Raw genomic sequence first — 23392 nt, 5'->3', positions numbered from 1 at the left:
TTGACCCCCATGATTGATCCAGACGTCAAAGCCCAACTGGGCAACTACCGCCAGTCGATCGACAATATCGATGCCGCACTGGTGCATATGCTGGCCGAGCGCTTCCGCTGCACCAAAGAGGTCGGCGTGCTGAAGGCCAAATACGACCTGCCGCCGGCCGACCCGGCGCGCGAAGAATTTCAGATCGAGCGCCTGCGCCGCCTGGCAAAGGACGCCAATCTGGACCCGGATTTCGCCGAGAAGTTCCTGAACTTCGTCATCAAGGAAGTCATCCGGCATCATGAACAGATCGCTGCGGATTTCAAAGGGTAACCCCTGGTCGCATGATCCCGAAGGACGCAGAACGTTTTCGACAGGGATCACGCGGCAAGAAAAAAGCAGCGCGACGTAACCATACCGCACAACGAAGCGGTCACGAAAAGCCTAAGGAGAATTAACATGGCACTGAAAATTCGTCTCGCCCGCGGTGGCTCCAAGAAGCGCCCGTACTACCACGTTGTCGTAGCCGACGCTCGCTCGCCGCGCGACGGCCGTTTCCTGGAAACGCTCGGCTCCTGGAACCCCATGCTTGCCAAGGACGACGCCAAGCGCGTTGAACTCAAGGCCGAGCGCATCAAGCATTGGCTCGACCACGGCGCACAGCCGACCGACCGCGTTCTGCGCTTCCTCGCCGAAGCCGGCATCGCAACGCGCGAAGCCAAGAACAACCCGGAAAAGGCAAAGCCGGGCAAGCGCGCTCAGGAACGCGCTGCCGAAAAGGCACAGAAGGCTGCTGACGCCGCTGCTGCTTCCGAGTAATCGGACCTCGCATTGATTGAAAACGGGTGGCATGGCGACATGCCGCCCGTTTTTTGTTCCCATCGGCTGGCGTTCAGCCTATGAGAGAACGCAATTGATCCCGGCAATCGGCGAAGAGACCATGACGAAACTGCAAAATCCGGTATTGATGGCAACGATCGGCGCAGCGCAGGGCCTGAGAGGCGAGGTGCGCGCCCGCGCCTATACATCGGATCCGACCGCGCTCGGCGACTACGGCCACCTGCATAGCATGGACGGCCGCAGCTTCGAGGTGCTGGAAATCCGCGAGGCCAAGAACGTCGTGATCGTGCGCTTCCGCGGCGTCAACGACCGCAACGCCGCCGAAGCGTTGAACGGGCTGGAACTCTATATCGAGCGCGACAACCTGCCTGATGACGAACTCGACGATGACGAATTCTTCTATGCCGATCTCGAAGGCCTGGAGGCCGTCGACGACCAGGGCACCGGCTACGGCACGGTCAGCGGCGTCTATGATTTCGGCGCCGGCGACCTGCTGGAGCTGAAGGGGCCGGGCAAGCGCCCTGTTCTTATCCCCTTTTCCGAGGCTGCGGTGCTCGAAATCGACCTCGAGGGCGGCAAGATCCTGATCGACCCGTTGGCCGCTGGCCTGATCGACGGCCCTGACGATCTGATCGGCAAACCGGAAATGCCGGAAAAACCCGAGAAGCCGCAGGGCAAGCCGAAGAAGAAGTGATCCTCATTGGGAAGTGCCCTCATTAGGAAGTGATTGCGCCATGAGTTTCCGGGCGACCATATTGACGCTTTATCCCGAGATGTTCCCTGGCCATCTCGGTACCTCGCTTGCCGGCAAGGCGATGGAACGCGGGCAGTGGTCGCTGGATACGGTACAGATCCGCGATTTCGCGACCGACAAGCACCGCACCGTCGACGACACGCCGGCCGGTGGCGGCGCCGGCATGGTGCTGAAGCCGGATGTGCTTGCCCGCGCCATCGACCACGCCAGTGAGAGCGACAGCCGCCCGCGCCTGCTGATGAGCCCGCGCGGCAAGCCGCTCACGCAGAAGCGCGTGCGCGAGCTTGCAAACGGCGAAGGCGTCATCATCGTTTGTGGCCGCTTCGAAGGCGTCGACCAACGGGTTATCGACGGTCGCGACCTCGAGGAAGTCTCGATCGGTGACTATATCCTCTCGGGCGGCGAGCCGGCCGCCCTCATCCTGCTCGACGCCATCGTCCGCATCCTGCCCGGCGTCATGGGCAATGACCTCTCCGGCCTGCACGAAAGTTTCGAAGACGGCCTGTTGGAACATCCGCACTATACCCGTCCGCAGATCTGGGAGGGCCGCGAGATTCCCGCCATCCTCACCTCGGGCAACCATGCGGCGATCGCCAAATGGCAAAGGGAAAAGGCTGAAGAGCTCACGCGAGAGCGCCGGCCGGATTTGTTGGACGAATTGCGAGAGAAATAGCGGTAGCACCGCCTGGATGAGCGAGATCGGTTCGGCTATGCCCGCAAAACCGGCAACAATCGCCACTTAATTCCCTGCCAAGGGGTGACAAACGCATGACAATAGGGTATGTGCGCGCCCGGCATGGGAAAATTCCCATCAACCAGCAAAGAAGAGCAGACGTATCCGCTCCTGCCTGAACGGGCATATATCCGAGGCGTGATCTCAGGGTCCGACCAAAGATAGAATGATGAGCGCTCTGGCTGTTGAACCAACAACGAGGTTGATAACATGAACATCATTCAGCAGTTGGAAGCCGAACAGGCTGCCAAGATCGAAGCCAAGCGCACGCTTCCCGAATTTTCCGCTGGCGACACCGTTCGCGTCAACGTGAAGGTCACGGAAGGCAACCGTACCCGCGTTCAGGCCTATGAAGGCGTTTGCATCGCCCGCTCCGGCGGTGGCCTGCAGGAAAACTTCACCGTTCGCAAGATTTCCTACGGCGAAGGCGTCGAGCGCGTATTCCCGGTTTACTCGCCGATGATCGAAAGCGTCGAAGTCGTTCGCCGCGGTAAGGTCCGTCGCGCCAAGCTCTACTACCTGCGCGACCTGCGCGGTAAGGCTGCCCGTATCGTCGAAAACACCGGTACCCGCGCCCGCAAGCTCAACGATGCCGAGCGCCAGGCTCTGGCTGACGAGAAGGCACGCATCGAAGCCGAGAAGGTTGCGGCCGCTCAGGCTCTCGCGGCCGAAAAGGCAGCAGCAGAAGCCGCCGAAGCAAAGGCAGCTGCGGAAGCTGCTGCTGCAGCCGAGCCGGCAGCAGAATAAGTTTCGATCCACTTGGGATCGCAAAGCTTGAAGGCGGCCCTCGGGTCGCCTTTTTGCTGTCCGGCTCACGCCCATCGGAAAGAAATTTTCGTCGCCAGCCGCCCGCTTAGAGTTGCTTTTCTATTTTTATGATCGCAGCCACGGCAACGGCCTTGCCATGCACTTTCCAAATATGACACTTTCCCGCCACGCTAATCGGGGAGATTTCCATGGCATTCCGTCGTTCGTTCCTTCTGGGCCTTGGTGCCTTCGTACTTGCACCTTTCGCCGCCTTCGCCGCCGACCTGCCGAACCTGAACGGCAAGACGGTCGTCGTGGTCACCGAGAATGCCTATCCGCCGCTGCAGTTCATCGACCCAAAGACGAACAAGGCGATCGGTTGGGAATATGACGCGATGAACGAGATCGCCAAGCGTCTGAACTTCAAGGTCGAGTACCAGAACACCAGCTGGGACGCGATGATCCAGGCCGTTTCCGAAGGCCAGTACAACATCGGCATGACCGGCATCACCATTAAGGAAGACCGCAAGCAGAAGGTCGATTTCTCTGATCCCTATATGCGCTCGCAGCAGTTCATGCTCGTGCGTGGCGACGAGAAGCGCTTCACGGATGCCAAGAGCTTCGCCGCCGTCAAGGAGGCCCTGATCGGCGCGCAGCCGGGCACGACGCCCTTCTACACCGCCGTCTATGAAGTCCTCGACGGCAACGAGCAGAATCCGCGCATCAAGACCTTCGAAACCTTCGGTGCCACCGTGCAAGCCCTGAAGACCGGCGACGTCGACATGGTGCTGACCGATGGCACGGCCGGCAAGGGCTATGTCGATGCCTCCAATGGCGGCCTGAAGCTCGTCGGCGGTCCGCTCGGCACCGAGGATTTCGGCTTCATCTTCCAGAAGGGTTCCGATCTCGTCGCCCCGATCAATGCCGCGATCGCCAGCCTCAAGGCCGATGGCACGCTCGACGCACTGAACAAGAAGTGGTTCCTCGACTACAAGATGGGCCAATGAGTTCTGAAGATCGATATATTGGAAGCCCGCTCTGATGGCGCCTTTGGCAGGCCCGGGCGGGCACCGCGGCAAGGATGACTTTCCCTGGTGGCTGGTCGCCCTCGCTATCCTCGGCATCGTCGCTTCCTTCGCAATTGCGGCGAACGGCCTCTATGCCCAGATTTTCTCTCTTCTGCTGAATGGCATCGGCGTCACGGTCTTCGTGACGCTGGTGGCCTTTACGCTGGCCATGCTGCTCGGCCTCGGGCTAGCGCTGCTCGGCCTGTCCGATTTCCTCGTGCTGCGACAGGTGGCGCGCTTCTATATCGAGATTGTGCGCGGCATCCCGATACTGGTGCTGCTTTCCTACATCGCATTCGTCGGCACGCCGGCCTTCGTCGCCGTCTATAATTTCGTCGTCTCACCGTTGATTTCCGCCGGCTGGGCAAGCCCGCTCATCACCCGCGACGTGCCCTTCGTCTGGCGCACGATCATCGCGCTGACCATCGCCTATTCGTCCTTCATCGCCGAAATCTTCCGCGCCGGCATCCAGGCGGTGGACCAGGGCCAGATTGAAGCGGCAAAGGCGCTGGGCCTCAGCCGCTTCCAACGCTTTCGGCTTGTCGTCCTCCCCCAGGCGATCCGCGTCATCCTGCCGCCGCTGTCGAACGACTTCATCGCCATGGTGAAGGACAGTTCGCTCGTGTCCGTGCTCGGCGTCGCCGATATCAGCCAGCTCGCCAAGCTCTATTACTCGGCCAATTTCCGCTACTTCGAAACACTGTCAATCCTCGCCTTCATCTATCTGCTGCTGACGATCGGCCTGTCGCTGCTGCTCAGGCAACTCGAAGCCTGGATGCGCCGCCGCTCCGGCAGTGACCGCTCCGCCTTTCCCCGGCTGGCAGCAGGCCAGCCGCCGGGTGCACAAGTATGATGCCAAAGGCGACCGTACCGATACAGCCTATCGTCGCCATTGCCGAAGGTTTTGAAAATTGATATGAGCATGGCCATGAGTAAGATCATGAGCAAAGACGGACGTTACGTCACGGCTTTCGTGCTGCAGGACCATAAGCGCCTGCCGGCACGGTTCTTTGCGATGATTTCGGGCGCGCTCAACAGCCGACTTCGCTGATCACACCCGAGGCCGGCGGTCCTGATCCGTCAACCCCCTTTTCGATAATGCCAATATGGATCTGTAGCCATGAGCGCTCCACGCACACTGTATGATAAAATCTGGGACGACCATCTGGTCGACGCTCAAGAAGACGGAACCTGTCTTCTCTATATCGACCGTCATCTCGTTCACGAGGTGACGTCGCCGCAAGCCTTCGAAGGTCTGCGCATGTCCGGCCGCAAGGTTCACGCGCCGCAGAAGACGCTGGCCGTCGTCGACCACAACGTGCCGACTTCGCCCGATCGCCATCTCGGCATCAAGAACGAGGAAAGCCGCATCCAGGTCGAGCAGCTCGCCAAGAATGCCGCCGAATTCGGCGTGGAATACTACTCCGAAAACGACAAGCGCCAGGGCATCGTTCACATCATCGGCCCCGAGCAGGGCTTTACCCTGCCCGGCATGACCATCGTCTGCGGCGACAGCCACACCTCGACCCACGGCGCCTTCGGCTCGCTCGCCCATGGTATCGGCACCTCCGAAGTCGAGCATGTGCTCGCCACGCAGACGCTGATCCAGAAGAAGGCCAAGAACATGCTGGTGCAGGTCGACGGCCAGCTGCCGCCTGGTGTCACCGCCAAGGACATCATCCTCGCCATCATCGGCGAAATCGGCACCGCCGGCGGCACAGGCTACGTCATCGAATATGCCGGCGAAGCCATTCGCTCCCTGTCGATGGAAGGCCGCATGACCATCTGCAACATGTCGATCGAAGGCGGTGCCCGCGCCGGCCTGATCGCTCCGGATGAAACGACCTTCGAATACATCAAGGGTAAGCCGCGCGCGCCGAAGGGCGAAGCGCTGGAACAGGCGATCGCCTACTGGAAGACGCTGAAGTCTGACGAAGGCGCGCATTACGACCGCATCGTCAAGCTCGATGCCGCAAGCCTGCCGCCGATCGTCTCCTGGGGCTCCTCCCCGGAAGACGTCATCTCCGTTCAGGGCATCGTCCCGAACCCCGACGAGATCCAGGACGAGACCAAGCGTACCTCCAAATGGCGTGCGCTCGACTATATGGGCCTGAAGCCGGGCACGCCGATAACCGAGATCAACGTCGATCGCGTCTTCATCGGCTCCTGCACCAACGGCCGTATCGAAGACCTGCGCGCAGTCGCCAAGGTCGTCGAAGGCAAGACGGTTGCTTCCACGGTCAACGCCATGATCGTTCCGGGCTCCGGCCTGGTGAAGGAGCAGGCTGAGGCCGAAGGTCTCGACAAGATCTTCAAGGCTGCTGGCTTCGACTGGCGCGAGCCTGGCTGTTCCATGTGCCTCGCCATGAACGACGACCGCCTGAAGCCGGGCGAACGTTGCGCCTCGACCTCGAACCGCAACTTCGAAGGCCGCCAGGGCTTCAAGGGCCGCACGCATCTGGTTTCACCGGCCATGGCCGCCGCCGCCGCGATCGCCGGCCACTTCGTCGATATCCGCGAGTGGAAGTGATCTACTCGAAGACATGAATGACAAAGGGCGGCTCAATGGCCGCCCTAACTCAATTGCGGAATATCTTGTCTGTCGCGAAACTTCGAGTTTCTACGACAAAAATTACAAGAGCATTTTTATCGCACTAAGTTCGGATTTTAGCGGCGTTTGAGGGAAGCATGATCCCAAAAAGCCTGCACCGCAAACAGCATTTCACCATGCAACGCTTGATACTGTTTCTCCGATTCCGATGAGAACGCTGGCTTCCCCTCTTCGTCGCACTGAACAGAGTCCCCCAAAGCATCGGCCATATCGGAATAGAAGTAAGACATATCACCGTACGGGCGTTTGCAATCCATAAGCTCGACGTAGCCGTAATGGGCTCGGATATTCATGCTCTTAATGAGCGACAGATGTTCTTCTGTAACAGTGAAAATGAAGCTGGCTTCGGTCGGCACCTTGATGCTTGCGTCTCCCCATTCATTGAGCTGAAGTTCTCCATTTTCAGCCACAGCAGCATGATAATTGTCGATTTTATACGACCCTGGACCAAGCTCATAGGTTTCGAAGAAACGCCGAGCTGCCTCGGCCAATCTTTCCGCCAATACCTCCCATTTATCAGGGTGGTCGGTGGCTATGTCCGGGTGGAGAGCAAGAAGTTTTAAGAGGATAGCGCCGTTGGCTTCATCGTCATTAACGACACCGAGAAGATATATTCCACCGGCTTCCGATGGGTTCCAATAAGGGTGCATTGATGTTCGCAAGAACTCGATCATATCGGTATTTGCCATGATACCCTTCATATCTCTTAGCAGCGGATATTCGCAAAATCCTAAATGGATCGACGGCTTTGCAACTAAACTTACTCAAGTCGTGAAATCAGCGTCTGCATGATAGACAACCTGAGATATATATCACAAGGAATCCGCGACTAGTATCCACCTGAATTCCGCATCGCATTCATGATGGAGTGCCCTTACTTAGGGATTGTACGAGAGTTTGAGCGGCCAGACCCTGCTGCGCCCGCTGGCTCAGCCAGACGCTGGCGAGCACGACGACAATGCCGAACATCTGCATCGGGCTCAGCTGCTGACCGAGCACCGCCCACCCCAGGATCACGGCAGTCGTCGGGCTGAGGAAGCCGAGCGGCGAAACCATCGAGGGCTCGAGCCGCGACAGACCCCGGAACCAGAGAATATAGGTAAGCGCTGCGCCGATCAGCCCGAGATAGGCAAAGCCGAGAATGTTGGCGCCGGTCAGATGCGGCAGCGGCGGCTCAAGCAGCAGCGCCACTGGCAGCAAAAGCACGCCGCCTGCCGTCAGCTGCCATGCCGTAAAGGTCAGCGGCGAGACATCCGGGCGCCAGCGGCGGCTGAGCACGGTTCCGGCCGCCATGGAAAAGGCGCCGCCAATGCCTGCGATAATGCCGATCGGATCGAGCGTCGCATTCGGCGTCAGGATCAGCAGCGCGACACCACCGATGCCGGCAATCGCCGCAATAATCGAAAGGCTGCGGATCGGCGATCCCAGCAGCAGGCGCGCCAGCACGATGACGATCAGCGGCTGGACGGCACCGACAGTCGCCGCCACGCCGCCGGGCAAGCGGTAGGCCGAAATGAATAGCAGCCACCAGAAGATGGAGAAATTCAGCGCCCCGAGAACCAGCGACTTCAGCCACCAGACCCCATGCGGCAGCCGCCGCACGATAAGGAGCAGCAGCAAGCCGGCGGGCAGTGCGCGCAGCATCGCGACCGTAAGGGGATAGCCAGCCGGCAAAAGCTGCGTCGTTACCAGGTAGGTGCTGCCCCAGATCGCCGGCGCGATGGCGGTGAGCAACAGGTCGAAATTGCGGTTCATGGCCTTGGCCTCGAAATTTATCTTGACCTCAAGATAATCTGAAATACCTTGACGTCAAGATAAATTCATGGCGAAGTTCCGCCATGGATCGCATCGACAAAATTCTCGCCCAGTGGCGCCGTGAACGACCCGACCTCGACACCACGGCCATGGGCCTGTTCGGGCGCCTGCGCAATCTCGCGCTCCATCTCTCGCGCGAGATGGAGAAGACCTTCGGCCGCTTCGGCCTGAACGCGGCGAACTTCGACATGCTGGCGACCCTGCGCCGCTCGGGCGAGCCCTATACCCTCTCCCCCAGCGACCTGATGGAGACGATGATGGTCTCGTCGGGCACGATGACCAATCGTATCGATCAGCTGGAAAGGGCCGGCCTCGTCGCTCGCAGCCAGAACCCGGATGATGGCCGCAGCTTCCTGATATCCCTGACGCCGAAAGGCTTCGAGCTGATCGATGCGGCAGTGACAGCACATGTCGAAACGCAGAAACGCCTGATCGCCACCCTTTCTGAAGGCGAACGAACGGCTCTTGACCGCCTGCTGCGCAATTATTTAGCCGACTTCGAATCTGGTTGATCGCCCCGAACGCGATCCGGCGCAGACGTCGCGAATACAGCCGCGGAGCCAGCGATGCGCCGGATCCGCATCCATCCGTGGATGCCAGAGCAGCGAGATCATGACATCCGATGTCGGCACCGGCAACGCGAAACTATACATGCCGACGCGCAGATTGCCCGTATAGCGCTCCGGTACGCTGACGATCAGGTCCGAGGCGCGTGCCAAGGCTAGCGCAGCCGAAAAGCTGCCGACAATCGTTGCGATCCGTCGCTTCAGGCCCAACTCTTCCAACGCCTCGTCGATCTGCCCTTTCTGAAGGCCGCGCCGTGATACCAGAATATGTTGCCCGGCCGCGTAACGTTCCGGGGTCGCCTCTCCTTCACTCAACGGGTGTCCGCTTCGGACCACGCCGATGAAGCGATCGCGGAACAGTGCCTGCGTTCTGAGCTCCGGACCGGTATCCTCACCGACAACACCGGTTTCGAAATCGATCGTCCCATCGCGCAAAGGCGTGCTGTCCTTGTCCAGCTTCTGCGTGAAGTAGAGCCGAACGCCAGGCGCCTGCTCGGCAATGCGCGTGATTAATTCGGCCCCGAAGTTCTCCACAAAGCCTTCGCGGGTGCGCAACGTGAAGATTCGAGCAAGCTGCTTCAGATCGAGGCTTTCGGCGGGCCGCAAGGCCGCTTCCGCCTCCTGAACGAGATGATCGACGCGCTCGCGTAGCTCGAGCGCCCGCGGCGTTGGTACGAGCCCTCGCCCGGCCCTGACCAACAACGGATCGCCCGTCGTCTCGCGCAGGCGCGCCAGCTGCCTACTCATGGCGGACGGGCTCAATCGCAATCGCCGGGCGGCGCGCGCGACGCTGCCTTCGGCAAGCAGGACATTGAGAGTGACGAGCAGGTTGAGATCGGGCGTGGACATGGCGCGAGCATAGCACGGTTTGGGTAATATATAGCGTCAAACGCACGAATGAAGTGCAAATGCTGCGCGTTCCGCCATATCACGTAGAGAGCTACCTTTCTGCCGAGACTTTATAGACGGCCACCAGAAATGGAGCTCATGTTGCAACCAATCATCGAGGATCCCCGCCACACAAAATCAGCATCCTCGACCCGCTGGGCCCTTGTCAGCCTATCGCTCTCCATGCTGATGCCTTCGCTCGATACCAGCATTGCCAATGTCGGGCTGCCGACGCTCACCCAGGCATTCGGCGCCTCTTTCCAGCAGGTACAGTGGATCGTGCTTGCCTATCTGCTCGCCATCACCACACTGATCGTGAGCGTCGGGCGGCTGGGCGACATTTTCGGCCGGCGGCGCCTGCTACTGATCGGCATAAGCCTTTTCACCCTCGCCTCGCTTTTTTGCGGCATTGCGCCGACACTCTGGCTATTGCTCGCCGCCAGAGGTTTGCAAGGTCTCGGCGCCGCCATGATGATGGCGCTGACGATGGCGATGGTCGGCGAAACCGTGCCGAAAGAGCGGACGGGCAGCGCCATGGGCTTGCTCGGCACCATGTCCGCGATCGGCACCACGCTCGGCCCATCGCTTGGTGGCATCTTGATCGCCAGCTTCGGCTGGGAGACCATCTTCCTCGTCAATGTACCGCTCGGGATCGCGAATTTCCTGCTCGCCGCCCGCTTCCTGCCGACGGATCGTCAGGATCGGAAGGCGAGCAAGGCCCGGCTGGATACGATCGGCACCCTGTTGTTGTCCCTGACACTCGCTGCCTATGCGCTGGCCATGACCCTTGGGCACGGCAGATTCGGTGCGGTGAATATCGGTCTGCTGTTGACGGCAGCTTTCGGCATCGTTCTCTTTGCGGTCACTGAAACGAAGGTGGAGGCGCCGTTGTTGCGCCTTTCGATGTTCCGTGATGCATCGCTAAGTGCAGGCCTTGCCATGAGCACCCTTGTTTCCACCGTCATCATGGCAACGCTGGTGGTCGGACCCTTCTATCTCTCCCGTGCTCTCGGCTTCGACGCCGCCCATGTCGGCGCCATCATGTCCTCCGGCCCGCTGGTGTCAGCGCTAACGGGCGTGCCGGCCGGCCGCATCGTCGATCGCTTCGGCGCCCATCGCATAACCATGACGGGTCTTGTGGGTATGATCATCGGCCTGTTCCTGATAGCAGCGCTGCAAGGCAGATTCGGAGCCGCCGGCTACATCGGTCCGCTGGTTATCGTGACGGCAAACTATGCGCTCTTTCAGGCATCCAACAATACCACCATCATGAAGGACATAAAGGCGGAGCAACGTGGCGTGATTTCCGGTATGTTGAGCCTGTCGCGAAATCTAGGCCTGATCACAGGCGCCGCCGTCATGGGTGCGATCTTCACATTCGCCTCCGGCGTCATCGACATCACGGCAGCGCATCCGGAAGCGGTGGCGAGCGGAATGCAGACCACCTTTGCGGTGGCCGCTCTGCTGATCGTCGGGACTTTGGCTATAGCACTTGCCGGCTCTGCTTATGCGAAGCGCGCACCTCTTTCAGAGGAAGCGCTATAATCGGCTCATAACAAAAAGGCCGGAAGCATTCGCATCCGGCCTCTTGAAAGCGCAATTGCGAAATCAGAAACTTGCCGTCAGCGGATCCGGGCCAATCCGGCCGCCAGCCGAATCGAGCTTGGCGATCTCGGCCAGATCGTCGCTGTCGAGCTTGAAATCGAAAACGTTGAGGTTTTCCTCGATGCGGCTCGGCGTCACCGATTTGGGAATGACGATCAGGCCGTTATCGATATGCCAGCGGATGATGACCTGCGCTGGCGTGCGGCCATGCTTGGCGGCGACCTTGCCGATGGCGGCGTTGGTCAGAAGCTTGCCCTGGCCGAGCGGGCTCCAGGATTCGGTCTTGATGCCGAGTTTGTCGTGAACGGCACGCAGTTCCTTCTGCTGGAAGGTCGGGTGCAGCTCGATCTGGTTCAGCACAGGCGTCACGCCGGTCTCGCCGATGATACGTTCGAGATGCGCGGCGGCAAAATTGGAAACGCCGATCGAACGGGCGCGGCCTTCCTCCTTGAGACGGACGAAGGCCTTCCACGTGTCGAGATAGCGGTTGCGATGCGGCGACGGCCAGTGGATGAGGTAGAGGTCGATATAGTCGGTGCCGAGCCGTTTCAGGCTTTCGTCGAAGGCCTTCAGCGTGGAATCGAAGCCCTGTGCCTCGTTCCAGAGCTTGGTTGTGAGATAGATATCCTTGCGGGCAACGCCGGACTGGCGCACGCCTTCGCCGACGCCATCTTCGTTGGCATAGATGGCTGCGGTATCGATATGGCGATAGCCGGCTTTCAAAGCCGTGCTGACGGCCATCGGCGCGACGTTTTCCGGCGTCTGCCAGACACCGAGGCCGACCTGCGGAATGGAATTACCGTCATTGAACGTGATTGTCGGTTGCGTGGTCACGATAAGTCTCCAAAGGATGAGAAGCGGGTGGAGTGAAGGCGTGATTTAAATTCTAAAAGAAAAGGGGCCGGTCTGGTCCGCAAAGGCGCACCGGTCGAAATCCCATATAGTGGAAAATATTGGGATGTTAACCCCGGGCGACCTTTCAGACAACCCGTACGGTCGTACCTCTTCGCAGCGATGGCAGAATGCGCTTCATGTCGCGCAGGCTCACGGCAACACACCCGGCCGTCGGCTCATATCCCGGCCTGATCAGGTGAAAGAAGATCGCCGAGCCGCGGTTGCGCCTGCGAGAGCTCACATTCCAGTCGAGCACCAGGCAGACGTCGTAGAGGCCGTCGCCTCGCCGCAATTCCTCATGGCTCGGCCTGAAAGGCGCCTTCACCAGCCTGTTGTAATTGGGATCGTCGGGTTGGTCGCACCAGAGCATATCCTTCCGGATGTGCCGCATCGGCAAGGCCGTCCGCAGAAAGCGGACCCGATCGCCGCGTGTGAAGCCGTAAAGCAACTTCATGTCCGCGATGGGTGTCGCGCCGTCCCCTTCGCACTTGAATATGCTGCGTCCGGATCGGCCGATCGCCGCCGGTACCGTCATGCCCCCCACCTGCACCAGCGCCCGCGTTTTCTTACCCGGCTGAGCACGCACGACGATCGTCGAAGCGGTCCGCCTGGCCCCCACCCTTGTCTTTTGCATTTTCCTCACATGTTTTTGCTTTGCGCGTGATTTCATTTGAAATCATAGCAGTTTCAACCAAACGACCAAGCCTGAGCCGCGTCGCGACTTGCTAAAAATGCAATTTGGCGTAGGACTTTAGTGGGATTAGAACGAGGATCCGAACGGCATGACCGCACGCACCATTCTCCTGGTGGACGATGACAACGACCTGCGTGAAATGTTGGTCGAGCAATTATCGCTTTACGAGGAATTCAACGTCCTGCAGGAAGTGACTGCCGGAAAGGGCGTGCAGACGGCGCGCACCGTGCCCGTCGATCTCCTCATCATGGATGTCGGCCTGCCCGATATGGACGGCCGTGAGGCCGTGAAGCTGCTGCGCAAGAACGGCTTCAAGCCGCCGATCATCATGCTGACAGGGCATGACACGGATTCCGACACCATCCTCGGCCTCGAAGCCGGCGCGAACGACTATGTGACGAAGCCCTTCCGCTTCGCCGTACTGCTCGCCCGCATTCGCGCGCAGCTGCGCCAGCACGAGCAGAGCGAGGATGCGACCTTCACAGTAGGACGCTACCTCTTCAAGCCGAGCCAGAAGCTTTTGACCACTGAAGACGGGCAGAAGATTCGCCTGACGGAAAAGGAAGCTGCCATCATCCGCTATCTCTATCGCGCCGACCAGAAGGTCGTCACTCGCGATATCCTTCTCGAAGAAGTCTGGGGCTATAACTCCGGCGTGACCACCCATACGCTCGAAACGCATGTCTACCGCCTTCGCCAGAAGATCGAGCGCGATCCCTCCAACGCCGAAATCCTGGTCACGGAAAACGGCGGCTACAAGATTATTCCGTAGGCGATCGATGGCGCTGAACGACGATATTCGACTGCTGTCGCAACTGCCGCTGTTTCACGGCATGGGCGACGAGCCGTTGCGGCTGATCGCCTTCGGCGCCGATCGCCGCCATGTGAACGAGGGCCAGACGCTGTTCCGGGAAAAATCGCCGGCCGAATGCGCCTATGTCATCACGCGCGGCAGTTTCGAGCTCAGCACCATCGATACCGACGGCCAGAAGCAGGTGGAAGCGGTGGTCCAGGCAGGCACCATGCTTTCGGAACTGGCGATGGTAACGTTGGTGGAGCGGAAATATACGGCTGTCGCCGCCGAAGAATCCGACGTGATCCGCATCACGCGCGCCCTCTTTCACCGCTTGATCGAAGAATATCCAGACGCCGGCCTGCTGATCCAGAACCGGATCCGCGAAAACTTCGCCGCTCTGGCCAGGCAAGCGGCAGCAATGCTCGGCCGCTTTTCCTGACAGCAAGCAATCCCTTTTAGAGATTGAAATGCGCCACGACCGGCACGTGGTCGGACGGACGGTCCCAGCCCCGCGCCGCCTTCAGAATCTCGATGCGCTGCAGATGCGGGCCGAGATCGGATGACGACCAGATATGGTCGAGGCGACGGCCGCGGTCGGCAGCCTCCCAATCCTTGGCGCGATAGCTCCACCATGTATAGAGCTTTTCGTTTTCCGGCACCTGCTGGCGCATCAGGTCGAGCCAGGCGCCACGCTTCATCACATCGAGCAGCCCTTCGGTCTCCACAGGCGTATGGCTGACGATCTTTAGGAGCTGCTTGTGCGACCAGACGTCGTGCTCGAGCGGAGCGATATTGAGATCGCCGACGAGGATGGCGGAGGTGTTTTGCTCGGCATTGGCATGCAGCTTCTTCATCTCCTCGATGAAATCGAGCTTGTGGCCGAATTTCGGATTGATCGTGCGATCTGGCTCGTCGCCGCCGGCCGGCACATAGAAGTTATGCAGGCGAATACGGCGACCGCCGCGCTCGAAGATGGCCGAGATATGTCTGCTGTCGCCGACATTGCAATAATCCTGGCGATGGTCCTCGGTCAGCGGGAAACGCGAGGCGATGGCGACGCCATGATAACCCTTCTGGCCATGAATGATGATGTGCTCATAACCAAGCGCGCGGAGCGGCGCATGAGGAAAGAGCTCGTTCGGAACCTTGGTTTCCTGCAGGCAGAGAATATCCGGCCGGGCCCGCAAGACGAATTGCTCGACGATGGGCATGCGCAGCCGCACCGAATTGATATTCCAGGTCGCAATCGAAAATCCCATGCCCAAACCTTCCCTTAGAGCAAATCCAGGAAAAGTGCGCAGCGATTTCGCGTCCGGAATTGCATCAAAACAGACAGATGGAGCGGCTCAGCGATTCCTTTAAACGCTCCAGTCAGGCTAAGGCTTTAGACCGGCTGTGGCGGAAAGAAAAGCGCCTTTCGGCGCTTCTCCGCTACAAGGGCTGGAACGATGTTCAGCGCGTATAATCGATGCGGAAAACGCTGTCGTCGAAGGCGACGTTCGTCTTCACATTGTTGATGATGACGTCGGTCGTCTTGCCCTGCGGATCGATGACGGTCCATTGGCGCAGGTCGTAGCTTTTCGAATCGAAAATCATCGTGATGGTGGAATCGCCGAAGACGGTGCGGTTGCCGAGCGTGATCTTGGTCAGATCCGGCTGCGAATCGACATTGCGCACCATGTCGGCTGAGAGGTCGATCTTGTTGGCCAGCAGCAGGCTGAGCGGCGTCTTCGACAGCTGATACATGTTTCGCGTCTGCGTCTGGTCGTTGATGACCTGCACGTTGTTACCGTCGCAGATCACGCGCATGCGCGACGGTGGATCATAATTGAAACGCATCTTGCCGGGCCGCTGGATGAAGAAGGCGCCGCTCATCTGATCGCCGCGCGGGCCGATCTGCAGAAAACCGCCCTTCATCGACTTGATGGACGAGAAGTGGTCAGCAATGGCCTGGGCGATGCCGGGATTGAGGGTAGCTGCGGCGGCTTGCGCCGGTGCTTGAGCCTGCGCGAAAGCCGATAGTGGCAGAGCGCCTGCCGCACCGACCGCAACCACGGCGCCGAGGAAATGCCGGCGGGTCAGGGAAAGTCGGCTGGACGGCTGCGCATCAAACTTTGTCATCGAATTCTCCTTCATGCTTCGTCCATGGCGCGCAAAATCGGCGTCTTCATGGCGCAACGGCCCAGGGCCGGTTGTGGACCGCGATCAAATTTCGCTGAACATAGGCTGGATACGCAGTACCGGAAGACGGATCGCCTCAACGATCCAGAATGTCGGCTTCGGTCGGAACGAGAATTTCGCGCTTGCCGGCGTGGTTGGCCGGGCCGATCAGTCCCTCCTGCTCCATGCGCTCGATCAGCGACGCGGCACGGTTGTAGCCGATGCCGAGACGGCGCTGGATATAGGAGGTCGAGGCCTTGCCGTCGCGCAGCACGATCGCAACCGCCTGATCGTAGGGATCCTCCGAATCGGAAAGATTGGAGGTACCGACCGGACCGTGGCCGTCATCATCCTCGTCATCATCGGCGGTGATGGCATCGAGATATTGCGGCGCGCCCTGCGTCTTGAGATAAGCGACGATATCCTCCACTTCGCCATCGGAGACGAAGGGACCGTGCACGCGCTGGATGCGCCCGCCGCCGGCCATATAGAGCATGTCGCCCATGCCGAGGAGTTGTTCGGCTCCCTGCTCGCCGAGGATCGTGCGGCTGTCGATCTTCGACGTCACCTGGAAGGAAATGCGGGTCGGGAAGTTCGCCTTGATCGTGCCGGTGATGACATCGACGGACGGGCGCTGCGTTGCCATGATGACATGGATACCAGCCGCACGCGCCATCTGCGCCAGGCGCTGCACGGCGCCCTCGATATCCTTGCCGGCGACCATCATCAGGTCGGCCATTTCGTCGATGATAACGACGATATAAGGCATGGGCTTCAGGTCGAATTCTTCCGTCTCGTAGATCGCCTCGCCAGTCTGCCGGTCGAAGCCGGTCTGCACGGTTCGGCTGATCGCCTCACCCTTGGCGACGGCCTGTTCGACGCGGCTGTTGAAGCCATCGATGTTGCGCACGCCGATCTTCGACATTTTCTTGTAGCGCTCTTCCATCTCACGGACGGTCCATTTGAGCGCAACCACAGCCTTTTTCGGATCCGTGACGACGGGCGAGAGCAGATGCGGAATGCCGTCATAGACGGAGAGTTCGAGCATCTTTGGATCGATCATGATCAGGCGGCATTGCTCCGGCGTCATGCGGTAGAGCAGCGACAGGATCATGGTGTTGATCGCAACGGATTTACCCGAACCGGTGGTGCCGGCGACGAGCAGATGCGGCATCTTGGCGAGATCGGCAATCACGGGCTCGCCGCCGATCGTCTTGCCGAGCGACATGGCAAGCTTCGCCTTGGAGGTCTCGAAATCGCGGCTGGCGATGAGCTCGCGCAGATAGACCGTCTCGCGCGTCGAGTTCGGCAGCTCGATGCCGATCGCGTTGCGGCCGGGCACGACGGCGACGCGCGCGGCGATCGCGCTCATCGAGCGGGCGATATCATCGGCAAGGCCGATGACGCGGGACGACTTGATGCCGGGTGCCGGCTCCAGCTCATAGAGCGTGACGACCGGACCGGGGCGAACATGGATGATCTCGCCCTTGACGCCGAAATCCTCCAGCACGCCTTCGAGCATGCGCGCATTCTGCTCCAGCGCGTCAGCCGAGAGCGTTGCATCGCGGGCGACGGCCTTCGGCTCGGCAAGCAGATGGACGGCGGGAAGCTGGAAGCCATAGGGACGAATGAAGGAAGTCTGCGCCTCCCGCTCTGCCCGCGCTCCAGGCTTCGGGCGCGGAGCGGCCGGGGTGACGCGATGGCCGGCGGCGGCTCCCTTCGATGCAGCCGGGGCCAATGGCCAATCTTCATCCTCATCGTCAGGCAGGATATCGGCAGGACGCCGCGGATCGCGATCATAAAGGGAATCCTCGTCCTCATCCTCGTCATCGCCGAGGCTGATCGAGGGCGCGGAAACGACGCGCCGGGCGGCGGGGCCATCCATGGACGGATCGAGACGGTCACCACGTACCATCGGCGCCTTGGCGCGCACGGGCTCGTTCAGCGTGCCGAATTCGTCATCATTGAAATCGTAAGGCGCGTCGAAGGCATGGTCGCGGCGCTTGCGTGGACCCATGCCGAACAGCCGGCGCAGGCGAGCCTGCGTGTTGTACCAGGCGTGCATGACGGCGCCGAAGGCCATGAAATTGCCAAGGAAGCTGCCGCGGTCGTCATCCTCGTCCACGTCGCCCACCCTACGGGCGCGGCTGCGGGTTTCCTCGTAGTCGTCCTCATCCTCCTCGTCTTCCACGAAATTTTCGCCAATGACGCCGGAGGCAAAGAGCATGAGCCAAATGGCCGGCACGGCGAGAACCGAACCGATGATGATGGCGACGACACCGCTCGGATAGGTGCCGATGAAAAGGGCCGGAAGGCGTAGCAGCAGATCACCGACGACACCGCCGATGCCGTTGGGGATCGGCCAGGTCGGCGGGGCGGGAAAGCAGGCGATGGAGCCGGCTGCGACGATGCAGCCGCCGAACCAGGCGCCGAGGCGCGAGGGTACCCGATGAAGCTTGCGGTTGGTGATCAAAGCAAAGGCCCAGGCGACGACGGGCAGCATGGCCAGAAGCGAGGTTAGGCCGAGCGACTGCATCATGACGTCGGCAAAGGCGGCGCCGGGAAAGCCGAGCAGGTTGGTCGGCGCATTGGCAGTTGCGTAGGAGTAGCTGGGGTCCATGACGTTCCAGGTCGCCAGCGCCGCAACGGCGAGCGCCAGCAGGAACAATATTGCAAAGCCCGACAGCCCCTTGATCTGACGCCAAACCACGCTCGAAAGCGATAAACGGTCGGGGCGACCGCTCAACGCCGCCGAATTGCTTCTGCCCATGATATCCAGCCCCGTTCCAGTCCAAAGCGCAAGCGAATCGGTCTATGCCCACTCGCCGGCAGGTTAGCCATACCTAATCAGAGGAGGGTTAATGGCATGTTAACCATGCACGCCGACCTCACGAATCGCCTGTCGTCCGAAGAAAAATGGCTGTGCAAAAACGAAAAGGGCCCGAACCGAGGTCCGGGCCAAGAGCGACCTATTTACGATGAAACAGGACGCGACGGGATGTTCAGCGAAACCGGAAACTTTGCTCCGGTTTCGCAAGCTCCAATCAGGAATTGTGGTAGGCGGCTTCGCCGTGCGAAGCGAGGTCGAGACCTTCGCGTTCGGCTTCCGGAGCGACGCGCAGGCCGATGATGACGTCGACGACCTTGTAGAGGATCGCAGAGCCGATACCGCACCACAGGATTGTCGTGACGACGGCGGTCAGCTGGACGACGACCTGGCTGCTCATCGTGACGCCATCGGCATAGCCGACGCCGCCGAGCGAGGCACTGGCGAAGATGCCGGTTGCAATGGCGCCGAAGATACCGCCGATGCAGTGTACGCCGAAGACGTCAGCCGTATCGTCGTAGCCGAACTTGTTCTTCACGACCGAGACGAAGAAGTAGCAGAGCGGCGAGACGATCAAGCCCATGACGATCGCGCCCATCGGACCGGCGATGCCGGCTGCAGGCGTGATGGCGACGAGACCGGCAACCATGCCCGAAGCGCCGCCGAGCATGGACGCCTTGCCGCGGGTGAAGGTTTCGACCAGCGACCAGGAAATGATAGCGGCTGCCGTTGCGACGAAGGTGTTGACGGTTGCGAGCATCGCGCCGCCGGAAGCTTCGAGGTTGGAACCGGCATTGAAGCCGAACCAGCCGACCCAGAGCATCGAAGCGCCGACCATGGTGAGCGTCATGGAGTGCGGAGCCATCATGTCCTTGCCGAAGCCGACGCGCTTGCCGACGAGAATGGCGCCGACGATGCCTGCAATACCGGCATTGATGTGAACGACGGTGCCGCCGGCGAAGTCGAGTGCGCCCATCTTGAAGAGCATGCCGTTGGAATCCCAGACCATATGAGCGATCGGGAAGTAGACGAAGGTCGCCCACAGCGCGCAAAAGAGCACGGCCGCGCCAAACTTGATGCGCTCGGCAAAGGCACCGATGATGAGCGCCGGCGTGATGGCGGCAAAGGTCATCTGGAACAGCATGAAGATGAATTCAGGGATGACCACGCCCTTGGTGAAGGTCGATGCCGTCGTCGAGGCCGAAACGCCCGAGAGGAACATCTTCGCCGTGCCGCCCCAGTAAGGGCTCGAACCGCCGCCGAAGGCGAAGGAATAGCCGTAGAGAACCCAGAGGATCATTACAACCGCGCCGATCATCGTGCACTGCATCAGAACCGAGAGCATGTTCTTGGCGCGGACGAGACCGCCATAGAACAGTGCAAGACCCGGCACGAGCATGAACAGCACGAGAATGGTGGAGATGAACATGAAGGCGGTGTCGCCCTTGTCCGGAACCGGCGCGGCGGCGGTCGCAGCGGCTGCAGCCGGAGCGGTCTCCTGCGCAAAAGCGATCGCCGGCGCAAGCAAGGCCGCAGAAAGCGCACCCACCCGTGTCAAGGCGGAGGAAAGCTTGGAAAATGACATGCAAATAACTCCCTGGTCCGCCGTGTCTTACAGCGCTTCTGAATCGGTTTCGCCCGTACGGATACGCACGGCATGGTCAATGGAATAGACGAAGATCTTGCCGTCGCCGATCTGGCCGGTCTTGGCGGCCGACGCGATGGCCTCGACGGCCTTGTCGACGGTTTCGGATGCGACTGCGACCTCGATCTTCAGCTTCGGCAGGAAGCTGACGGCATATTCGGTGCCGCGATAGATCTCGGTATGCCCCTTCTGGCGCCCGTAACCCTTCACTTCGGTCACAGTCAGGCCCTGGATGCCGACAGCCGTGAGGGCCTCACGGACCTCATCGAGCTTGAACGGCTTGATAATGGCCATCACAATTTTCATCTGGTTTCCCATCCTTTGTTAGCCTCGGCGCGGAGCCGACTCTCCTTGCCGCCGACGAATGTTTCTGCAGCGACTGGCCATACACATTCAAAGGACGTGCCAGATTCGTGACACATTTATAACGTATTGAAATAAAACAGATTTATTGCACAGACCCAATAAAGCAGCATTTCTCGTCACGAGAGCCGCACAAATAAAGTGCAAATTTATAAATTTGCCGCTTATTTAATCATTTGCCTTTTTACGAATCAGGCCTTCCTGCGCCACCGACGCAATCAGGACACCGGATCTCGTAAACAGGCTGCCGCGGGTAAATCCGCGCGCGCCGGAGGCGCTGGGGCTTTCCTGGCTGTAGAGCAGCCAGTCATCGAGCTTGAAGGGCCGATGGAACCACATGGCGTGGTCGAGGCTCGCCACCTGGACGCTCGGGTCCAGTACCGATGTACCATGCGCATTCAGGGAAACATCAAGCAGCGTCATGTCGGAGAGATAGGCAAGCACGGCGTTCTGATAGAGCCGGTCATCCGGCACCGGTCCCGTCACCCGAACCCAGATGTTCTGCCGCTGGCTCGGCTGTGCGCGCGAGAAATAGCTTTCGATCGACACCGGCCTGATTTCGATCGCCCGCTTGCGCTCCCAGTAGCGGCGGACATTCTCCGGCGCATGGGCGAGGTAGCGCTGCTTGACCTGCTCCTCGTCCATCAGATCCTCCGGCATCGGCACGTCGGGCATGTCGCCCTGATGATCGAAGCCGGGCTCGTCGACCTGGAAGGACGCCGTCAGCGCAAAGATCGCCTTGCCATGCTGGATGGCCAGCACGCGCCGCGTATTGAAGCTGGAGCCGTCACGCAGCCGATCGACCTGATAGAGGATGGGCACCGAAGGGTCGCCTGGCAGCATGAAATAGGCGTGCAGCGAATGCGCGAAGCGATCGCCATTGACGGTTCGCTGCGCTGCCATTAGCGCCTGGCCGACGACTTGACCGCCGAAGACGCGCTGCCAGCCAACCTGCGGGCTATTGCCGCGAAACAGGTTCATCTCGATCGTTTCGAGATCGAGCGTCGCCAGCACGGTTTCCATCGGGGTGGGCTTCTCGGTCTCTCGCGACATTTTGCTTGAACTCCAATGGTAGGAACCACGAACAGGATGCTCTATATAGAGCAGGACGTGACAGTAAGACACAGGGAAGCACTATGTTGGACATGCTGGTAGTGGGTGGCGGATATGTGGGTCTTGCCGCAGCGGTCGCAGTCAAGCAGGCCGCACCTCACCTCGATGTCATGATCGTGGAAGCCGCTCCTGAAACCGCCTGGAAGAAAGACATGCGGGCGTCGGCAATCATCGCGGCCGCCTCGAAGATGCTTGATGTTCTCGGTGTCTGGAATGAGATCGCACCGGAGGCCGAGCCGATCACGCGCATGATCGTCACCGATTCGCGCACGGGCGATCCCGTCCGTCCGGTCTTCCTCACCTTTGACGGCGAAGTGGCCGAGGGTCAGCCTTTCGCCCATATGGTGCCGAACCTCACCATGGTCGGGGCACTTCGCGGCGCCTGCGAACGCTTGGGCATTACGATCAAGCATGGCCTCAGTGCCACCGGATTCATAACCGACGACAACAAGACCACGCTCACCCTCTCGGATGGCAGCACCCTGGAAACGCGGCTTCTGGTCGCCTGCGACGGCGTACACTCGAAGCTGCGCGACATGGCTGGCATCAAGACGGTCAAGTGGGATTACGGCCAGTCCGGCATCGTCGTCACGGTCGAGCACGAGCGGCCGCACGGCGGCTGCGCCGAGGAGCATTTCCTGCCCTCCGGCCCCTTCGCCATCCTGCCCTTGAAGAACAACCGCTCCTCGCTCGTCTGGACGGAACGCACCTCCGACGCCGAACGGCTCGTCGCTTCCGACGATCTCTTGTTCGAAGAGGAGCTGGAGCGCCGCTTCGGCCACAAGCTCGGCGCGCTCACCACCATCGGCGACCACCGTGCCTTCCCGCTCGGCCTGACGCTTGCCCGCGCTTTCGTTGCGCCGCGCTTTGCCCTTGCCGGCGATGCCGCCCACGGCATCCATCCGATCTCCGGCCAGGGGCTCAATCTCGGCTTCAAGGATGTGGCGGCCCTTGCCGAAACCATCGTCGAGGCCGACCGCCTCGGCCTCGACATCGGCTCGATCAACACCCTCGAACGCTACCAGACCTGGCGCCGCTTCGACACTTTCCGCATGGGGGTGACGACCGACGTGCTGAACCGGCTGTTTTCCAATGACAGCACGCCCTTGCGCATCGCCCGCGACTTCGGGTTGGGGATCGTCGACCGCCTGCCCAGCCTCAAATCCTTCTTCATCGGCCAGGCAGCCGGTACCACGGCAAAGCACAATCCGCGGCTGCTGGCTGGTGAGGCGATTTAAGCGCGGGAAATTGGAAGAAGTGTAATTCGCCGCAGATGTCTGCCGAAGGAACCGCGA

The 23392-nt window shown here is 60.4% G+C and carries 24 protein-coding genes; 13 read left to right on the top strand and 11 right to left on the bottom strand.

What is annotated here, in order from left to right:
* Window positions 1-9 precede the first annotated feature (9 nt).
* The 8 genes from AC13RM_RS18565 (at window position 10) to leuC (ending at window position 6650) form a co-directional block, all read left to right on the top strand.
* The gene (locus tag AC13RM_RS18565) at window positions 10-312 is read left to right on the top strand and encodes a chorismate mutase (RefSeq protein ID WP_092717298.1); all 303 of its coding nucleotides are present in this window, start codon (window positions 10-12) and stop codon (window positions 310-312) included.
* Between the two features lie 126 nt (window positions 313-438).
* The gene (gene rpsP, locus AC13RM_RS18560) at window positions 439-798 is read left to right on the top strand and encodes a 30S ribosomal protein S16 (protein WP_113231468.1); all 360 of its coding nucleotides are present in this window, start codon (window positions 439-441) and stop codon (window positions 796-798) included.
* Window positions 799-919: 121 nt separating this feature from the next.
* On the top strand, window positions 920-1513 hold the full coding sequence (rimM, locus tag AC13RM_RS18555) for a ribosome maturation factor RimM (protein WP_113231661.1): 594 nt from the start codon (window positions 920-922) through the stop codon (window positions 1511-1513).
* A 40-nt stretch (window positions 1514-1553) separates the two neighbouring features.
* Entirely contained in the window at window positions 1554-2246 is a 693-nt protein-coding gene (gene trmD / locus AC13RM_RS18550) for a tRNA (guanosine(37)-N1)-methyltransferase TrmD (protein ID WP_488555402.1), read from the top strand.
* Between the two features lie 270 nt (window positions 2247-2516).
* Window positions 2517-3053, top strand: coding sequence for a 50S ribosomal protein L19 (gene rplS / locus AC13RM_RS18545; RefSeq protein ID WP_069614778.1), 537 nt, complete (start codon window positions 2517-2519; stop codon window positions 3051-3053).
* A 209-nt stretch (window positions 3054-3262) separates the two neighbouring features.
* Window positions 3263-4060 (top strand): transporter substrate-binding domain-containing protein, encoded by a 798-nt coding sequence (locus tag AC13RM_RS18540; protein ID WP_488555401.1) that lies wholly within the window; start codon window positions 3263-3265, stop codon window positions 4058-4060.
* Between the two features lie 34 nt (window positions 4061-4094).
* Complete coding sequence (locus AC13RM_RS18535) at window positions 4095-4973, top strand: amino acid ABC transporter permease (RefSeq protein WP_488555400.1); 879 nt, start codon at window positions 4095-4097, stop codon at window positions 4971-4973.
* Between the two features lie 267 nt (window positions 4974-5240).
* A complete protein-coding gene (leuC, locus tag AC13RM_RS18530) occupies window positions 5241-6650 on the top strand; it encodes a 3-isopropylmalate dehydratase large subunit (RefSeq protein WP_488555399.1) in 1410 nt (469 codons plus the stop codon).
* A gap of 137 nt (window positions 6651-6787) precedes the next feature.
* Here the strand turns inward: leuC and AC13RM_RS18525 are convergent, their stop codons facing one another.
* Window positions 6788-7420, bottom strand: a complete 633-nt coding sequence (locus tag AC13RM_RS18525) for a hypothetical protein (RefSeq protein WP_488555398.1) — start codon at window positions 7418-7420, stop codon at window positions 6788-6790.
* 169 nt (window positions 7421-7589) lie between these two features.
* Window positions 7590-8486: an EamA family transporter gene (locus AC13RM_RS18520; protein WP_488555397.1), complete on the bottom strand. Its 897-nt coding sequence runs from the start codon at window positions 8484-8486 to the stop codon at window positions 7590-7592.
* A gap of 83 nt (window positions 8487-8569) precedes the next feature.
* On the opposite strand from AC13RM_RS18520, the gene AC13RM_RS18515 reads away from it, so the two are divergent.
* Complete coding sequence (locus tag AC13RM_RS18515) at window positions 8570-9058, top strand: MarR family winged helix-turn-helix transcriptional regulator (RefSeq protein ID WP_488555396.1); 489 nt, start codon at window positions 8570-8572, stop codon at window positions 9056-9058.
* Here the strand turns inward: AC13RM_RS18515 and AC13RM_RS18510 are convergent.
* Entirely contained in the window at window positions 9035-9961 is a 927-nt protein-coding gene (locus tag AC13RM_RS18510; RefSeq protein WP_488555395.1) for a LysR family transcriptional regulator, read from the bottom strand. The genes AC13RM_RS18515 and AC13RM_RS18510 overlap by 24 nt on opposite strands.
* A gap of 138 nt (window positions 9962-10099) precedes the next feature.
* Here AC13RM_RS18510 and AC13RM_RS18505 point away from each other — a divergent pair, with 138 nt between their 5' ends.
* Window positions 10100-11545 carry an MFS transporter gene (locus tag AC13RM_RS18505; protein ID WP_167078100.1) on the top strand — a complete coding sequence of 482 codons (1446 nt, stop codon included), beginning with the start codon at window positions 10100-10102 and terminating at the stop codon, window positions 11543-11545.
* Between the two features lie 63 nt (window positions 11546-11608).
* Here AC13RM_RS18505 and AC13RM_RS18500 read toward each other — a convergent pair whose 3' ends face one another.
* Together AC13RM_RS18500 and AC13RM_RS18495 are read right to left on the bottom strand one after the other, a co-directional pair.
* Complete coding sequence (locus AC13RM_RS18500; RefSeq protein WP_488555394.1) at window positions 11609-12439, bottom strand: aldo/keto reductase; 831 nt, start codon at window positions 12437-12439, stop codon at window positions 11609-11611.
* A gap of 145 nt (window positions 12440-12584) precedes the next feature.
* Window positions 12585-13133: a L,D-transpeptidase family protein gene (locus AC13RM_RS18495; RefSeq protein ID WP_167078098.1), complete on the bottom strand. Its 549-nt coding sequence runs from the start codon at window positions 13131-13133 to the stop codon at window positions 12585-12587.
* A gap of 148 nt (window positions 13134-13281) precedes the next feature.
* On the opposite strand from AC13RM_RS18495, the gene AC13RM_RS18490 reads away from it, so the two are divergent.
* Together AC13RM_RS18490 and AC13RM_RS18485 are read left to right on the top strand one after the other, a co-directional pair.
* Window positions 13282-13965, top strand: a complete 684-nt coding sequence (locus tag AC13RM_RS18490; RefSeq protein ID WP_004125729.1) for a response regulator transcription factor — start codon at window positions 13282-13284, stop codon at window positions 13963-13965.
* A 7-nt stretch (window positions 13966-13972) separates the two neighbouring features.
* Entirely contained in the window at window positions 13973-14428 is a 456-nt protein-coding gene (locus AC13RM_RS18485; protein ID WP_167078096.1) for a cyclic nucleotide-binding domain-containing protein, read from the top strand.
* 16 nt (window positions 14429-14444) lie between these two features.
* On the opposite strand, the gene AC13RM_RS18480 is transcribed toward AC13RM_RS18485, so the two are convergent.
* The 6 genes from AC13RM_RS18480 to tesB form a co-directional block, all read right to left on the bottom strand.
* A complete protein-coding gene (locus AC13RM_RS18480) occupies window positions 14445-15248 on the bottom strand; it encodes an exodeoxyribonuclease III (RefSeq protein ID WP_167078094.1) in 804 nt (267 codons plus the stop codon).
* Between the two features lie 193 nt (window positions 15249-15441).
* Window positions 15442-16110, bottom strand: a complete 669-nt coding sequence (locus tag AC13RM_RS18475) for an outer-membrane lipoprotein carrier protein LolA (protein ID WP_167078092.1) — start codon at window positions 16108-16110, stop codon at window positions 15442-15444.
* A gap of 136 nt (window positions 16111-16246) precedes the next feature.
* The gene (locus AC13RM_RS18470; protein ID WP_440478523.1) at window positions 16247-18919 is read right to left on the bottom strand and encodes an FtsK/SpoIIIE family DNA translocase; all 2673 of its coding nucleotides are present in this window, start codon (window positions 18917-18919) and stop codon (window positions 16247-16249) included.
* A 274-nt stretch (window positions 18920-19193) separates the two neighbouring features.
* Window positions 19194-20561 (bottom strand): ammonium transporter, encoded by a 1368-nt coding sequence (locus AC13RM_RS18465; protein ID WP_488555393.1) that lies wholly within the window; start codon window positions 20559-20561, stop codon window positions 19194-19196.
* Between the two features lie 27 nt (window positions 20562-20588).
* The gene (locus AC13RM_RS18460) at window positions 20589-20939 is read right to left on the bottom strand and encodes a P-II family nitrogen regulator (RefSeq protein WP_015341499.1); all 351 of its coding nucleotides are present in this window, start codon (window positions 20937-20939) and stop codon (window positions 20589-20591) included.
* A gap of 213 nt (window positions 20940-21152) precedes the next feature.
* A complete protein-coding gene (gene tesB / locus AC13RM_RS18455) occupies window positions 21153-22037 on the bottom strand; it encodes an acyl-CoA thioesterase II (RefSeq protein ID WP_488555392.1) in 885 nt (294 codons plus the stop codon).
* Window positions 22038-22120: 83 nt separating this feature from the next.
* Here tesB and AC13RM_RS18450 point away from each other — a divergent pair, with 83 nt between their 5' ends.
* Complete coding sequence (locus tag AC13RM_RS18450; RefSeq protein ID WP_488555391.1) at window positions 22121-23335, top strand: ubiquinone biosynthesis hydroxylase; 1215 nt, start codon at window positions 22121-22123, stop codon at window positions 23333-23335.
* Window positions 23336-23392 lie beyond the last annotated feature (57 nt).

It is taken from the genome of Martinezella sp. CNPSo 3732 (genome assembly GCF_057784515.1).
Note: the sequence above shows the minus strand (reverse complement) of the source record. Positions and strands in the feature narration are given on the sequence as shown.